The following is a 14180-nucleotide window of genomic DNA, read 5'->3' as shown; positions in this document are numbered from 1 at the left end:
ACCTCGGACGTTCACCCATACGATTCTTACGGCTTCTCTCAGCCAGCATGCAGGTGGGCCCGTCCCACCCGCTGGCCGGGGGCGGGGTCACACCCCGCTCGGGTGCGCGGCGTCCGACGAGAGCGGAACCGACGCGGGGGCCGGCCGCGCGTCGCGACTGTCGCCCGACCGCCGCGACCGTGCGGATCGGGCACGTCGCCGGTTCGGTCCGGATCTGGAGCCGTGAAACGAAACGCGGACTGTCCGATGTGGTTCCGGTGACACCGGACGAGAGCGTTACAACAATACGATCGTAATGGCGGGCCGGAACTCGTGTGAGATGAGACGAATAGCTAGCCAGCCTCTAATATATTATTTCCGAGTATAACCTACAATAGTCAGTCAAAATAGAGTAGTTGGATCTTATAGACCTCAGCCGATATCCCCAGTTGTGGGCCTTCAAGCGCGTTTATTCGCGTCTTCCTGCCCTATCCCGTTCGGATAGACCGGTCAGTTCGAGAGGGTCGCTCGAACCTCCGAACCGCCTCATCTCCACTTCTATCGTCGATATACTCCCATCTGTCGCCCGCAGACCGATAAAAGACAGATAGAGTATCTGTCCGACATCGAGGTACTATCGTAAAATTACTATTCTCACGATCGCCGAGCGGTAGTCCAGTCGACTAGCGAGGGGTCAGCCTGCCTCGGCCCGACCGGAGTCGGGACTCGCCGCCGGCCGGTGGCGAACGGACGAATGGAGACGAACGGGAGTGAGAAGACGGATCGGGCGTCGAACTATCCGGTCACGCCGGACACCTACGCCGTCTGGTCGCGGTACTCCTCGGGCGAGAGGAGTGCGTCGAACCCGTCGTCGCTAGGCTCGACTTCGAGCATCCAGCCGTCGCCGAACGGGTCGTCGTTGACGAGTTCCGGCGCGTCGAACAGGTCGTCGTTGACGGCGGTCACCTCGCCCGAGACGGGCGCGTAGAGGTCCGACACCGCCTTGATCGACTCCACGACGCCGAACTCCTCGCCCGCGGCGACGGTGTCGCCCACGTCGGGGAGTTCGACGAACACCACGTCGCCGAGTTCGTCCTGCGCGAACTCGGTGATGCCGACGCGGTGCGGCGGTTCGGTCGAGACCCACTCGTGCGATTCGCGGTAGCGGTTGTCGTCGGGTACGTCGAAGCTCATTGGTGCTGTGGAACGGTCGGAGGGTTCAGTTGAACGGGGGCTGGACGACCTTCGCGCGCTTGTCCTGGCCGCGGACCACGACGCTGACGTGCGTCCCGGGGTCGGTCAGGTCCGTCGGGAGGTAGCCCAGCGCGATCGGTTTATCGAGGCTGGGACTCATCGTGCCGCTGGTCACGCTGCCGACGACGTGGCCGTCGTGGTCGGTCACGTCGTAGCCGTGCCGCGGGACGCCCCGGTCGAGCAGTTCCAAGCCGACGAACCGCTCGTCGACGCCCGCCGCGTCCTGGTCCGCGAGCGCATCGCGGCCCACGAACTCGGTGTCGAGCGCGACCACGAAGCCGATATCCGCCTCGTAGGGCGTGTGCGGCTCCTCGTCGGGGTGGAAGTCCTGCCCAGAGAGGAGGAACCCCTCCTCGATGCGGAGCGTGTCGCGCGCGCCCAGCCCGCACGGCTGGCAGTCGTCGGCGAACGCCGCCCACACCGTCTCGGCGTCGCCCCACGGGCAGAGGAGTTCGAAGCCGTCCTCGCCGGTGTACCCCGTCCGGGCGACCCAACACTCGACGCCGGCCACGTCGAGGAACGACGCCGCGAACCGGTCGAGACCGAGTACGTCGCCGTCGGCGGCCGCGTCGACGAGGCCGGGCGCGTCGGGACCCTGGATCGCGAACATCGCCCAGTCGTCGGTCACGTTGCGCACCTCGGCGTCGAGGTCCCACTCGTCGCGGTGGGCGACCCACCGCTCGTGGGTCCCCTCGTCGTGGCCCGCGTTCGGGACGAACAGGTAGGCGTCGTCGGCCGGCGCGTCGCTCGCGCCGCCCGCGTCGGACCCGCCGGGAGCGCCGACCGACCGCTCGCCGCCGATGACGCCCGCCGGCCGGTCGGCGGGCAGCCGGTACACCACGGTGTCGTCGAGCATCACGCCGTCCTCGCGGGTGAGCGCCGAGTACTGCGACTCGCCGGGGTCGAGCCGCGTCACGTCGTTGGTGGTGAGCCGCTGGGTCAGCGCGGTCGCGTCGGGCCCGACGACCGCTATCTCGCCCATGTGCGAGACGTCGAACACCCCGGCCGCCCCGCGGACGGCCTCGTGTTCGGCCCGGATGGAGTCGAACTCCACGGGCATGTCCCACCCGCCGAACTCGGTGAACTTCGCGCCGCGGTCGGCGTGAACCTCCCGCAACGGCGGCTTCCGTAGGGCCATACCCCCGCGTCTGCGGGCCGGAAGTAATGTCTTGTCCTTGCGGCGGTCAGTAGCCGTCGACGAACGCCGCCATGTCGAGCATCCGGCACGAGAAGCCGTACTCGTTGTCGTACCAGGTGAGGATCTTCGCCAGGCCGTCGTCGCCGACGGTGTTGGTCGAGTTCAGGTCGACGTACGACGAGAACGGCAGCCCCACGATGTCGCTGGAGACCACTTCGTCGTCGGTGTAGCCGAGCACGCCCGCGAGCGGTCCGTCGTCGGCGGCCGCGCGGAACGCGTCGTTGATCGCCTCGGCGTCGGGCGACGACTCGAGGTCGACGACGAGTTCGGTGATCGAACCGTTCGGGACGGGAACGCGCATCGCCATCCCGTCGAGTTTCCCCTCCAACTGCGGGAGGATCCGCGTCGCCGCCTGCGCCGCGCCCGTCGAGGTGGGGACGATGTTCTCGGCGGCCGCGCGGCCGCGGCGGGTCTTGGCCTTCGGCCCGTCGACGAGGTTCTGACTCCCCGTGTACGCGTGGACCGTCGTGAGCAGGCCGTGTTCGATGCCGAACTCCTCGTCGAGCACCTTCGCCACCGGCGTCACCGAGTTGGTGGTACACGACGCGTTCGACACCACGGTCTCGCCGTCGTACTCGTCGTGGTTGACGCCGTACACCAGCTGTTTCACCGGCTCGTCCCCCTTCGGCGGCGCGGAGATGACCACCGTGTCCGCGCCCGCCTCGACGTGCCGTTCGGCGTCCGCGCGCGTGCGGAACACGCCCGTACACTCCAGCGCCACGTCGACGTCGTACTCGTCCCACGGGAGGTCCGCGGGGTCCTGTACGTCGAGGAGGGGCACCGACGTCCCGCCCACCGCGAGTTCGCCCGCGTCTGCGTCGTACTCGACGCCGTCGAGCCGACCCATCACGGTGTCGTACGACGCGAGGTAGCGCATCTCCTCGGCGTCCATCACGTCGTTGATCCCGACGAGTTCGACACGGGGGTCCTCCAGCACCGCGCGGAACAGGTTCCGCCCGATGCGACCGAAGCCGTTGAGTCCCACGCGAACCGGCTCCTCCGCGTCCGGTCCCGCCGCAAGGTACGATTTACTCATATGCGGATTCGGAGCGCGTGTGGACTTAACTTCCTCGGGTCGGCGCGCGCGACGCGCACGCCGCCCGCGAACCCGACACGGCGGGGCGGGGGCACGTGAACTCACGAGCGGCGCGGCCGGCGTGTGTGCCACCGCATGCCGGGGGGAGAAGGCTTATCCGCTCAAACGAACACGATCGAGTGTACATGCGGGACGAGCGCGACGACCCGTTCGGCGACATCTTCGACGAGATCGAACGGATGATGAACGAGATGACGGGGGCGGGCGCCGGCGGCGACACCGGGTTCGCCTCCGAGACGCACGTCTCCGTCTTCGAGGGGGACGGGTCGGTGCGCGTGGTCGCCGACCTCCCCGGTATCGAGAAGGAGGGCGTCGACCTCAAGTGCGACGGCACGACGCTGACCGTCTCGGCGGCCGGCGGCGGCCGTCAGTACGACGAACGGGTCCGACTCCCCGTCCACGTCGACGAACACTCCGCGAACGCGACGTTCAACAACGGCGTACTCGAGGTCACGTTCGACCGCGCGGAACCCTCCGCCGGCATCGACGTGGAGTAGCGTCACGGCGTCCCGATCCGCGGCCGTGGGCGTTCGGGCGCGTCCGTCCCCCCGAGCGACGGCCGCTCACTCCGCCGCGGTCCGCCGCACGAGCGCTTCGAGGCCGTCGAGGAACCCGGGTTCGTACTTCTCGGCCGCGTCGACCGTCGGCCGCGCGTTCGTCTCCGACACCACGAGCCGACCCTCCGAGACCAGCAGGTCCACGCCCAGAAGCGGCGCGTCGAGCGTCGCCGCCGCGCGCTCGGCCGTCGCGCGCGCCTCGGCCGGCGGGTCGACCCGTTCGGCGACCGCCCCGCGGTGGACGTTGTGTTTCCACCGCCCCGCCGCGCGTTCGGCGTCGGGGAGTCGGCGCTCGACCGCGCCCGCGTACGACCCGTCGAGCACCATCACCCGGTAGTCGCGCGCGTCGGGGAGGAACTCCTGGAGCAGGTACGACTTGTCGCCGGTCGCGCGGTAGTCGTGGACCAAGTCGAGGTAGTCGGTCACGCCGAGCAGCGAGTCGGGGTCGGAGACGGAGGCGATACCGACCCCGCGGGTGGTGGAGTTGGGCTTGACCACCAGCGGGTAGCCCACCCGCTCGGCCGCCGCGAGCACCTCCGCCTCGTCGGCGGGGTTCGACACCATCGCGGTGTCGGGCACCGACACGCCCGCGTCGGCGAGTCGCGCGATCACCCCGGCTTTGTTGCGCGAGGCGAGCACCACGTCGCGGCCGTTGACCCACGGCACGCCGAGGCGGGCGTCGACCACCGCCCCCTCCATCAGCCGCGAGGGGTACACCCAGCCGACGTCCGCGTCCGGGAGTCCGGCGTCGCCCGCGCCCGCGGTCAGGGGGTGAACCCGCTCGTCGGGCTGGACGTACTCGACGGCGATGCCGCGGTCCGGGAGGAGGCCGCGTAGGCGCTCGAACGTCTCCGCGTCGGTGGTGACCGCGAGTCTGAGGTCGGGGTCGGCGGTGGGCACGACGTGGGTGGGTGGGCGGCGGGCGGCATAACGGTGGTTGGTGTCGACCGTCCCCCGTGCGGCGGACGGCGAACGTGAGCGGTCGTGCGTCGGGCGTCGGGACGAGAGAGGCCGATTTATCATCCCCGGAGACGCAGCTACGCGAGTACTCGACAATGCGGAGCCGTCTACCGGTGGTCGTCGTCCTCGTCGCGGTCGTCCTCGCTGCCATCTCGGGCGTCGCGATACGGAGTGCACCCCCCGACCCGCTCGCCGTCGTCGCCGACGAGGAGGCTGCGGAGCCGACGGGCGTCGGCGGCGTCGACCCGCTCCACGACGCCGGGCTGACCGGCGAGGGCGTCAGGGTCGGCATCGTCGACGCGACCGGGTTCGCGCTCCCGTCCGACAGGGTCCAGGGTGCCGTCTCGGCCCGCCGACGGTTCGGGAAGGCGGCGGTCGGGGAGCGACCCGGCGGGAGACACGGGGCGGCGGCGGCCGAGACGGTCCACCGCCTCGCCCCCGGGGCGAGCCTGTATCTGGCGTCGTTCTCGACGCCGGGGGAGTTCGAGCGCGCCGTCGAGTGGCTCGTCCGGAACGACGTCGACGTGCTGCTCGTCCCGGTGGCGTTCTACGGGCGGCGCGGCGACGGGTCGAGTCGGGTCGCCGCCGTCGTGACCGCGGCGGCCGAGGCCGGCGTCACCGTCGTCACGGCGGCCGGTAACACTCGGTCCGGTCACTGGGCGGGCCGATTCGACCCGGACGACGACGGCGTCCACCGGTTCGCCGGCGGGAGCCGCAGCTACCTCCTGAACGGGTCGACCGGGCGCGTCTCCGTCTGGCTCCGCTGGTCACGGGTGAACCGGAGCCAGCGAGCGAACGTCACCGTGAGCCTCTACCGGTCGCGGGGCGACCGCGCGACGCTCGTGGCGCAGTCGCGCCCCTACCGCCGCGACGAGACGCCGAACGTCTGGCTCTCCGAGCGGGTCGACCCCGGCGGCAGCTACTACGTCGAGATAACCGGCCCCGCGGACCTCGACGGCGTTCCGCTCGAACTGGTCTCGCCGACCCACCGGCTCCAGTACATCACGCAGTCCGGGAGCGTCGTCGCGCCGGCGACGGCCAGGCGCGCGCTCACCGTCGGGGCCGTCGACCGGCGAACCGGACGGCTCGAACCGTTCAGCAGCGTCGGTCCCGTCGACGACCGCCCCGGGGTGGACGTAGTCGCCCCCAGCGGGTTCCACCTCCCGGCGCGTGCGGACCGGTTCGTCGGCACGTCGGCCGCCGCCGCCTACGCCGCGGGCGTGGTCGCACTGGTACTGGACGCGAACCCCGTGCTGACGCCGCGACGGGTGGAGGCGGTGGTGGAGTCGACGGCCGTCGAGACCGGTCCGGACGGCGTCGACCCGGTCACGGGGAGCGGGCGGCTGGACCCGATAACCGTCGTTCGACGCGCCGGGAACGTGAGCGCCGGCGGGTGAACGCCGGTGTGTCTCGGCGGGGGAGACGGGGCCCACTTCCGGAGTCGGCTGTCGAACCGCGGTCGGCTAAACTCCGCAGTTTACTCACGGATAGAGATTTACGAGTCGGTCGTCTCGGTAGCGAGCTAGAGATGTCGGAGATCATCGACCGGGTCCAGTCGCGGCCGGAGGTGGAGTCGGGGGAGGCGCGCGTCGTGTGTCTCGCCGACGGCGACGCGGACGCGATGCTGGACGCGCTGGGGACCGAGACGCGGCGCGACATCGTCAGACGGTTGTTCGAGGAGCCAGCGACCACCTCGGAACTCGCGGCGGACCTCGACAGTTCGGTGCAGAACGTCCACCAGCATCTCGGACGGCTCGAAGAGGCGGGGCTGGTCTCGTCCGTCGGAACCGTCTACTCGGAGAAGGGCGCCGAGATGCGCCTGTTCGCGCCCGCGAACGACCCGCTCGTCCTCGTGGGCGACGCGGACCGCGAGCGGCGCGTTCGGGCCGACCTCACGACCCTCCTCGCGGGGGGTGCGCTCCTCGCCGGCGCGACGGTGCTCGTGCAGGTCGGCGTCGAGCGACTCGCCGCACCGGCGGATCCGACCGCGCCGGGCGTCGCGCCGCTGAGCTACCCGGGCGGCGGATCCGACCCGCTCGCGCTCCTCGAGTGGGTCGTCTTCGGTCTCCTCGAACCCGGCATCGTCTTCCTGCTCGCGTGTCTCGTTCTCGCGGCCGCGCTCCTCGTCGTCGACCGGTAGTCGCGTCGGCGTAGCGGCGTTCGGATCGCCGACCGATGTCGGTCCGGGCCGGCTCCGGCGCCGACGAGAGCGGCCACCACGACGTCGATAGCCCTCGGTCCTGACCGGCGACGAACGTCGTCCCGGACGGAGTACCGGGGGTCCGTACGGTCGGTCCGGAGCACGAACTGGGGATCGGTTCCACGCACGAGGGGGGGGAAGAAGCGGCGAGCGAGAGGTGGAAAGAGGGGAGAGTCGACGGCGGACGACGGAGGCGGGCGGCGAACCGTCGGTCCGTCTACTCCCACTCGACCGCGCCGGTCAGGACGACGACGCCGCCGACAGCGAGGAGGCCGCCGACCGCCACGAGCAGGAGCGGTCCGGGTCCGTTCGACCCCGACAGCGGGCCGAACGGCCCGACCCGTGCCGACGGTTCGGTGGTGACGGCGTCGCCGCCGTTCGCGCTCCCCGTGGGCGTCGTCCCCCGTTCGCCGACGACGAGACGGCCGCTCGACCGGACGACGAGGTTCTCCACTACCGGCGACTGATCGGGCGAACTCTGGTTCGCCGTGGCGACGTAGCCGCGGAGGAAGTACCGTTTCGCCTCCAGCCGTCCGTGGACGGCCCGAACGTCGACCGAGTCCTCGGAGGCGGCGGTCGTGAGGATCGACTCGTGCGAGCCGTTGGCCGCCGCGGCGGTGTCGAGGACGAGCGTCACCCGCTCGTCACCGTTCCCGTCCTCGACGACCGCGCGGAGGAAGAACCCCTCGTTCGGGTCGCCGACGAAGACGACGGGGCGCTCGACTTCGTCCGTCCGGAACGGGATGCGGGCGGGCTGCCCGATGGCGGTCGTAACCGGGTCGAACCCGTCGTACTCGCCGTCCTCGCGGACGACCGGGAACCCGAACCGCTCGACGGGGGCGTCCGCCGTGTCCCGGTCGGCGTCGGTGGCGCGCACGACGAGCGTGCCGTGTTCGACCGGGCCGAGACCGCCCGGGCGCTGCGTCAGGAGGTAGCTGCCCTCGTCGAGGACGGAGCGGTCCGACTGCCCGCGCTCGGACAGCACGCGAACGGAGTCCGACTCGTCGACGGCGCGAACCGCTTCGCTCCCCGCGCCGACCTTCGCCGTGTCGAACGCGACGACGACGCGGTTGTCGTCGTCACCGTCGTGGAGCGCGAGGTGGAGCGCGTACGTGAAGTTCTCCCCGCCGACGGTGAGCGTTCCGTTCGAGGGGCCGAACGTCACCGGAATCCGGACGACCTCGCCCTGCGGTGCGTCGTAGAGGGTCAGGTCGTCGACGTTCGCACGCCGTTCGACCGGTTCCTCGTCGGCCGAGTCGGTCCCCGGTTCGGTCCCGGACGGCCGGTCACACGACTCCGAGCACGGGTCGACCGTCAGGTCGCTCGTCGCCAGGTCGGTGCCGTCGGACCGGACCGTCACCCGCAGCGGTGCGTCCGTCGGCGCGTCCGAGAGGTCGACGACCGCGCGGAACGTCCCGGCGGCCGTCGTGGTCGTCCGCGTCGTCGTACCGTTCTCGCCGCCGTCGCGCGATCCGACCAGCACTGTGAGCGGCGTCCCCGGCGGGAGGTTCGTCTCGCCCGCGAGGACGCGACCCGGACCGGCCTCGCGGGTCACCGTCCCGTCCGGGGCGTCGAGCGACGCCGTCGGCGACTCGGGTGTCGGGGCCGCGCAGGCGTCGCGACACTCGGTGATCTCCCCCCGTGCCGTGGCGAGCGACTCGCCGTCGGACGCGACGCTCACCTCGACGCTCGTGCCGGCGTCGACCGTCGACAGGTCGAACACGGCGGCGAACTCGCCGTCCGTCCCGACCACCGTCTCGGTCGCCCGGACGAACTGCGGCGTTCCCGACCCACCGCCCTCGATGGTCACGCGGAGAGTCGTTCCCGGCGGGAGCGGCGACTCGCCGCGGACGACCTGTCCGGGACCGGCGGCGAGCGAGATCGCCTCGCCGTCGGAGGCGAGCGTCGTCGCGTCCGCGGCGGGCGACCGGGCGGCCGCCGCGACGGGAGCGACGGAACTCGCGAGGAGGAGCGCGGCGACCGCGAGCGCGCAGAGTCGTCCGAGACGGCTACCGCCCACCGCGACCACCTCCGCTGGCGGGGGATCCGTCACGTGTCGTACGTCGTGGAGGGCCGAACGTCAGCGTTGGGAGTGCGACCATCGCGAGTGATCGTTACGCCGCTCCCACGATATTCGTGGCGTACGTTCAACCGCAGAATTGAGCGTACGACCGACTCGTCGCGATCGGTCACCGGTCGCGGTCGGACCGAAGGCGTCCGACGAGGACGAGAGAACGTCGCCGCTCGACCGTCGGAGCGACGGAAGCGCGGGTTTTTACCGCCCGAGACGGAACTCAGCGCATGAGCGAGACGAGCGAGCCGGGCCAGATCCCGGTCGACTGTCCGGCGTGTAACGACCGGACACCCCACGAGGTGTTGAAGCCCGGCGGGCACGCCACGGTGCAGTGTACCGCCTGCGGCCACACGCACAAGGTCGAACTCGAGGAGCCCGAGACGGTCGACGTGGACGTGGTCGTCTCCCAGGACGGCGAGTCGTACCCGGCGACGCTGGGGGCCGACCCCGAGGAGACGGTGGAGACGGGCGACGAGTTCATCGTCGAGACGCCGGAGGCGATCCAGCAGGTGCGGGTCACGTCGGTCGAACTCGACGGCGACCGTCGGGTCGAGGCGGCACCCGTCGACGACGCCGCGACGGTGTGGACGCGCGTCGTCGACAACGTCGGCGTCAACGTCACCGTCCACCCGAAGGACGGCCGGCACGACGAGAGCCGGGGGCTGAAGGTGTACGTCCCCGGCGACTTCGAGTTCACCGTCGGCGACGTCGAGTCGTTCGGCGACGACGAGTTCGTCATCGAGGGCGTGCAGGTCCGCGACGACTCCGAGGGCTACCGCCGCGAGAAGTTCGACCACGAGGGCGACATGGTGTTCGCCAAGGACGTCAAGCGGGTGTACGCCCGCGACGAGACCACCACCGCCTGGTCGGCGTGGTAGGGCGGCGCCCGGACCGACCCGGGGTTGCCAATACCACAGGTTATATCATTTCGAGCGAGTATTACCGCACCAGTAGACGATGACCAGCGACGACCGCATCCGCACGACGCACGTCGGGAGCCTGCCGCGACCGCCCGAGCTGTTGGACCTGCTCACGCGACGGCAGGACGGCGAGGACGTGGACGACGAGGAGTGGGAGGAGACGGTGGCCGACGCCACCCGAGCCGTAGTCGACCGACAGCGCGAGGTGGGGCTCGACGCGATCAACAACGGCGAGCAGTCGCGCGTCTCGTTCAACTGGTACGTCGCCGACCGGCTGAGCGGCATCGAGGGGGAACGCGAGACCGCGCTGTGGGCGGACCTCCAGGAGTTCCCCGACTACGCCGAGGAGACGTTCAAGACCGACGTGATCGATCTTTCGATGCACCCGGTCGTCGCGGGTCCCATCGAGTACACCGGCCGCGAGGAGGCGGAAGCCGAGATCGAGGGGTTCCTCGACGCCCTCGACGAGGCGGGCGTCGATGCCGACGCCGAGGGGACGTTCATGACCGCGGCGTCGCCGAGCATCGTCACCGCCACGCACGTCGACGACTACTACGACGACTACGAGGAGTACCTGTTCGCGGCCGCCGACGCGATGGCGACCGAGTACGAACTCGTCGCCGACGCGGGACTCACCCTCCAGATCGACGCGCCCGAACTCCTCACGGTCGGTCAGACCGAGGCGTACGCCGACGAGTCGCTCGAGGAGATCAAGGGGGCGACCCGCCTCCACGTCGAGGCGCTCAACGAGGCGCTCTCGGGCGTGCCCGACGAACAGGTCCGCCTCCACACCTGTTGGGGCAGCTACGAGGGCCCCCACCACCTCGACACCGACCTCGCCGAGATGCTGCCCGTCATCTACGAGGCGGACATCACGGGGCTGAGCGTCGAGCAGGCCAACCCCCGGCACCAACACGAGTACCGCGCGTTCGCCGAACACCCGCTACCCGACGGCTGGACGCTCATGCCGGGCGTGGTCGACGTGAAGACGAACGTCATCGACCACCCCGAGACGATCGCCGACCGGATCGAACGCGTCGCCGACGCCGTCGCCGACGACACGCCGCTGGTCGCCGCCCCCGACTGCGGCTTCGGCACGCAGGCCGGGATCGGGATGGTCGACCCCGAGATCGCGTGGGCGAAACTCGACGCGCTGACCGACGGCGCCGCGATCGCGAGCGAGCGGCTGTCGTAGGTCGCCGGTCGCGGCGCGGCCGGCGCCGAGTCGCGGGTCGGCCACCCCCTCCGCGGCCCGCTCACGCCGACGCGTAGCCGTCGGGCGTCAGCGTGTACCGCCACCGCTCCCCCTCGCGGACGACGCCGGGAAGCCGTTCGAGCGTCGCCAGCAGTTCCTCGGCGTCGGGGTCGGTCGACCCGTCCGTCGCACCGCCGGCGTCGCCGACGGCCGCGCGGAGCGTCCCCGTCTCGACCGCCTCGTTCCCCTGGAGCGCCGCGAGCGCCGCCGCCACCGCCCGTCGGGCGTCGTCCGGGAGGTCCATCGCGGCCATCGCCTCGGTCGCGCTGGCGTACTGCGCCGGGCTCCCGTGGTCGAACAGCCGCTTCCGTCCGTCGTCCGAGAGGTCCGCGACGCCGGGTCGACCGTCGAACCGCCAGAAGTCGCCCTCGCGGTCGGGCGCGTCGACCGTCGGGACGGCCGCGAGGTGGTCGGCGACGAACCCCCACCACGCGTCGGCGGTCGGGTGGTCGAGGGGGACCTCGCCGAACGCGCCGTCGGCTATCTCCGCGCCGGTCGCGGTCCCCCAGTAGCGGAGGAACGCGAACGCCGCGAGCACCGCGTCGAGGCGGTCGGCGTCGAGTCCGCGCTCGCGGAGCGCCTCCCGGACCTCCGGGGGCGCGTCGACGGAGTCGTCGGCCGCGTCGCCGTCGGGCGTGCGGGCCACGCGCCGGCCGCTGTCGGTGAGCGCGTAGCCGTCGTCGGTCTCGCGCACGAGTCCGTTGTCGAGGAGGACCGACAGCCGGTCGTCCGCCTCGTCGGGCGAGGCGTCGACTCGGTCGGCGAGCGCCTCGGCGTCCGCGGGGTCGTCTGCGAGCGCCACGAGGACCGACAGGTCGACCGCCGTCAGGGTGGGATTCGACACGCCCCCGAGTAGGACGCCCGGGGGCTTACACCTGTCACCGGCACCGTCCGGGTGACGTCCGCGCCCGTACGGTCCGGCACCCGGGGCGGCGCGGGCCGCGCGGACGGTCCGGGCGCCGGGAACGACGCGGCCGGCGTGATAGTTTTCCTCGCTCGCGTCCTACCCGAACACATGGAGTTCGCGTCGGCGCGCGAGGCGATGGTGGACCGACTGGAGGCCGGCGGGTACGCCGAGCGACCCGCGACGGCTGACGCGCTCCGGGCGGTCCCGCGCCACGAGTTCGTCCCGGCCGAGCGCCGCGGCGGGGCGTACGACGACCGGCCGCTCCCCATCGGCGACGGCCAGACCATCAGCGCTCCGCACATGGTGGCGGTGATGTCCGACCTGCTGGCGCCCGACCCGGACGACGACGTCCTGGAGGTCGGGACGGGCTGCGGCTACCACGCCGCCGTCACGGCCGAACTCGTCGACGACGGCACCGTCTCCAGCGTGGAGTACCGGCCCGCCCTCGCCGACCGCGCGCGGGAGACGCTCGACAGCCTGGGCTACGACCGGGTGCGGGTGCGGGTCGGCGACGGCCACGAGGGCTGGCCGCGACACGCGCCGTACGACGCGGCGTACCTCACCTGCGCGACGCCGTCGGTGCCCGACGCGGTCGTCGACCAGGTGCGCGAGGGCGGCGTCGTCGTCGCACCCGTCGGCGAACGGCGTCAACGGCTCGTCACCCTCCGGGTCCGCGCCGACGGCATCGACCGCGAGGACCACGGCGGGGTTCGGTTCGTGCAGATGCGGGGCGGGTGAGCCGGGAGCCCCGACGAACCTCGCACGGACCGGGCAGGCGTCTCGCAAGCCGCCTCGGTCGGTCCGGGACGACTGGTTTTTACGCCGGCACGTCGTCCGGCGGGACATGTCGACGCGAGAGTGGGCCGGATTGGCGACCGAGTTCCGGTTGGCGCTGTGGGCGGCGCGGGAGACCGGGGTGCTGGACGTGCTCGTCGACCGGGCGGGTACGCCGGAGGAAGTGGTCGCCGAGACGGACGTGACGCCGGAGGCGGCGGCGGTCATGGTGGAGGTCCTCGCGGACCTGGGGCTGCTCACGCGGGTGGACGGCGAGTACGAGCCGACGAACGCGGCGCTGGGGCTGCTGGCGAAACGCGACGTGCGCTCGATCGGGGGCGTCCCGCACGCCATCGACGACGTCGACGAACTCGTCGACCTCCCGACGACGATGGAGACGGGCGTGCCGCCCGAGCGGGGCGACGACTGGACGGCGAACGCGCTCGGCGCGCACGCGGCCACCGACGAGGCGTTCGTCCGCGCGGCCGTCACGGCGGCGGTCCGTGCGGCGCCCGACGCCGAGCGGGTGGTCGACCTCTGCGGCGGGTCGGGCGTGTACGCCGCGGAGTTCGCGGCGCGCGGCCGCGCGGTGACGCTGGTCGACTCGGCCGAGGCCGTCGACCTCGTCGAACCGCTGTACGACGACGCGAACGTGACCGTCCACGCCGGGACGCCCGCGACGCTGGGGGGGCCGTTCGACCTCGCGTTCGGCGCGGACGTCGCCACCGCGATGGACCCGGGAGAACTGGCCGCCCTCGTCGGCGCCGCCGCGGCCGTGCTCGGACCCGAGGGGACGCTCGTGCTCGTCGAGACGGTGGCCGACGGGAGCGGGGGGGCCACCGCGGCCGACGTTCGGGGGCTGGCGTCGGGCCACGGTGGCGCACACGCGGCGGCCGACTACCGCGAGTGGTTCGCGGACGCCGGTTTCGCCGACACCGCGGTCGAACCCGTCCCCGGGACGGACGCGCACGCGGTGGTGGGGTACAAGCACATGGTTGATTAGCGC

13 protein-coding genes are annotated in these 14180 nt (G+C 71.7%); 7 read left to right on the top strand and 6 right to left on the bottom strand.

Features of this window, described 5'->3' with window-relative positions; genetic code table 11:
* Positions 1–795 precede the first annotated feature (795 nt).
* From gcvH to gap, 3 genes are read right to left on the bottom strand one after another with little or no spacing between them, the layout of a single operon-like run.
* Positions 796–1173 (bottom strand): glycine cleavage system protein GcvH, encoded by a 378-nt coding sequence (gene gcvH / locus K933_RS13160; RefSeq protein ID WP_023395233.1) that lies wholly within the window; start codon positions 1171–1173, stop codon positions 796–798.
* Between the two features lie 25 nt (positions 1174–1198).
* Positions 1199–2371, bottom strand: coding sequence for a glycine cleavage system aminomethyltransferase GcvT (locus K933_RS13155; RefSeq protein WP_023395232.1), 1173 nt, complete (start codon positions 2369–2371; stop codon positions 1199–1201).
* Between the two features lie 46 nt (positions 2372–2417).
* Positions 2418–3467 carry a type I glyceraldehyde-3-phosphate dehydrogenase gene (gene gap / locus K933_RS13150; RefSeq protein WP_049947865.1) on the bottom strand — a complete coding sequence of 350 codons (1050 nt, stop codon included), beginning with the start codon at positions 3465–3467 and terminating at the stop codon, positions 2418–2420.
* A 185-nt stretch (positions 3468–3652) separates the two neighbouring features.
* Here gap and K933_RS13145 point away from each other — a divergent pair, with 185 nt between their 5' ends.
* Positions 3653–4024, top strand: a complete 372-nt coding sequence (locus tag K933_RS13145; RefSeq protein ID WP_023395230.1) for an Hsp20/alpha crystallin family protein — start codon at positions 3653–3655, stop codon at positions 4022–4024.
* A gap of 66 nt (positions 4025–4090) precedes the next feature.
* Here K933_RS13145 and K933_RS13140 read toward each other — a convergent pair whose 3' ends face one another.
* Positions 4091–4984, bottom strand: coding sequence for an ATP-grasp domain-containing protein (locus K933_RS13140; protein ID WP_023395229.1), 894 nt, complete (start codon positions 4982–4984; stop codon positions 4091–4093).
* A 155-nt stretch (positions 4985–5139) separates the two neighbouring features.
* On the opposite strand from K933_RS13140, the gene K933_RS13135 reads away from it, so the two are divergent.
* On the top strand, positions 5140–6441 hold the full coding sequence (locus tag K933_RS13135) for a S8 family serine peptidase (RefSeq protein ID WP_049947864.1): 1302 nt from the start codon (positions 5140–5142) through the stop codon (positions 6439–6441).
* A gap of 131 nt (positions 6442–6572) precedes the next feature.
* Positions 6573–7184 (top strand): ArsR/SmtB family transcription factor, encoded by a 612-nt coding sequence (locus K933_RS13130; protein WP_023395227.1) that lies wholly within the window; start codon positions 6573–6575, stop codon positions 7182–7184.
* Positions 7185–7461: 277 nt separating this feature from the next.
* Here the strand turns inward: K933_RS13130 and K933_RS13125 are convergent, their stop codons facing one another.
* A complete protein-coding gene (locus K933_RS13125; protein ID WP_152529831.1) occupies positions 7462–9297 on the bottom strand; it encodes a BGTF surface domain-containing protein in 1836 nt (611 codons plus the stop codon).
* A 248-nt stretch (positions 9298–9545) separates the two neighbouring features.
* Between K933_RS13125 and K933_RS13120 the strand changes: the two genes are divergently transcribed.
* Together K933_RS13120 and K933_RS13115 are read left to right on the top strand one after the other, a co-directional pair.
* Positions 9546–10196: an HVO_0476 family zinc finger protein gene (locus K933_RS13120; protein ID WP_023395225.1), complete on the top strand. Its 651-nt coding sequence runs from the start codon at positions 9546–9548 to the stop codon at positions 10194–10196.
* A gap of 79 nt (positions 10197–10275) precedes the next feature.
* On the top strand, positions 10276–11433 hold the full coding sequence (locus K933_RS13115; RefSeq protein ID WP_023395224.1) for a methionine synthase II (cobalamin-independent)- like protein: 1158 nt from the start codon (positions 10276–10278) through the stop codon (positions 11431–11433).
* A gap of 61 nt (positions 11434–11494) precedes the next feature.
* Here the strand turns inward: K933_RS13115 and K933_RS13110 are convergent, their stop codons facing one another.
* A complete protein-coding gene (locus K933_RS13110) occupies positions 11495–12337 on the bottom strand; it encodes a hypothetical protein (protein WP_023395223.1) in 843 nt (280 codons plus the stop codon).
* A gap of 171 nt (positions 12338–12508) precedes the next feature.
* Here K933_RS13110 and K933_RS13105 point away from each other — a divergent pair, with 171 nt between their 5' ends.
* Positions 12509–13138: a protein-L-isoaspartate(D-aspartate) O-methyltransferase gene (locus tag K933_RS13105; RefSeq protein WP_049947863.1), complete on the top strand. Its 630-nt coding sequence runs from the start codon at positions 12509–12511 to the stop codon at positions 13136–13138.
* Positions 13139–13244: 106 nt separating this feature from the next.
* Positions 13245–14177 carry a class I SAM-dependent methyltransferase gene (locus K933_RS13100; RefSeq protein ID WP_023395221.1) on the top strand — a complete coding sequence of 311 codons (933 nt, stop codon included), beginning with the start codon at positions 13245–13247 and terminating at the stop codon, positions 14175–14177.
* The last annotated feature ends 3 nt before the right edge of the window (positions 14178–14180 follow it).

Source organism: Candidatus Halobonum tyrrellensis G22 (assembly GCF_000495475.1).
In the GTDB taxonomy this organism is placed as follows: Archaea; Halobacteriota; Halobacteria; order Halobacteriales; family Haloferacaceae; genus Halobonum; species Halobonum tyrrellense.
This window is presented reverse-complemented; position numbering and strand designations above follow the sequence as displayed.

Coding starts and splice junctions, on each gene's coding strand:
- gap (WP_049947865.1), bottom strand. CDS start 3,467: ATGAGTAAATCGTACCTTGCGGCGGGACCGGACGCGGAGGAGCCGGTT.
- K933_RS13105 (WP_049947863.1), top strand. CDS start 12,509: ATGGAGTTCGCGTCGGCGCGCGAGGCGATGGTGGACCGACTGGAGGCC.
- K933_RS13100 (WP_023395221.1), top strand. CDS start 13,245: ATGTCGACGCGAGAGTGGGCCGGATTGGCGACCGAGTTCCGGTTGGCG.
- gcvH (WP_023395233.1), bottom strand. CDS start 1,173: ATGAGCTTCGACGTACCCGACGACAACCGCTACCGCGAATCGCACGAG.
- K933_RS13120 (WP_023395225.1), top strand. CDS start 9,546: ATGAGCGAGACGAGCGAGCCGGGCCAGATCCCGGTCGACTGTCCGGCG.
- K933_RS13155 (WP_023395232.1), bottom strand. CDS start 2,371: ATGGCCCTACGGAAGCCGCCGTTGCGGGAGGTTCACGCCGACCGCGGC.
- K933_RS13135 (WP_049947864.1), top strand. CDS start 5,140: ATGCGGAGCCGTCTACCGGTGGTCGTCGTCCTCGTCGCGGTCGTCCTC.
- K933_RS13145 (WP_023395230.1), top strand. CDS start 3,653: ATGCGGGACGAGCGCGACGACCCGTTCGGCGACATCTTCGACGAGATC.
- K933_RS13115 (WP_023395224.1), top strand. CDS start 10,276: ATGACCAGCGACGACCGCATCCGCACGACGCACGTCGGGAGCCTGCCG.
- K933_RS13130 (WP_023395227.1), top strand. CDS start 6,573: ATGTCGGAGATCATCGACCGGGTCCAGTCGCGGCCGGAGGTGGAGTCG.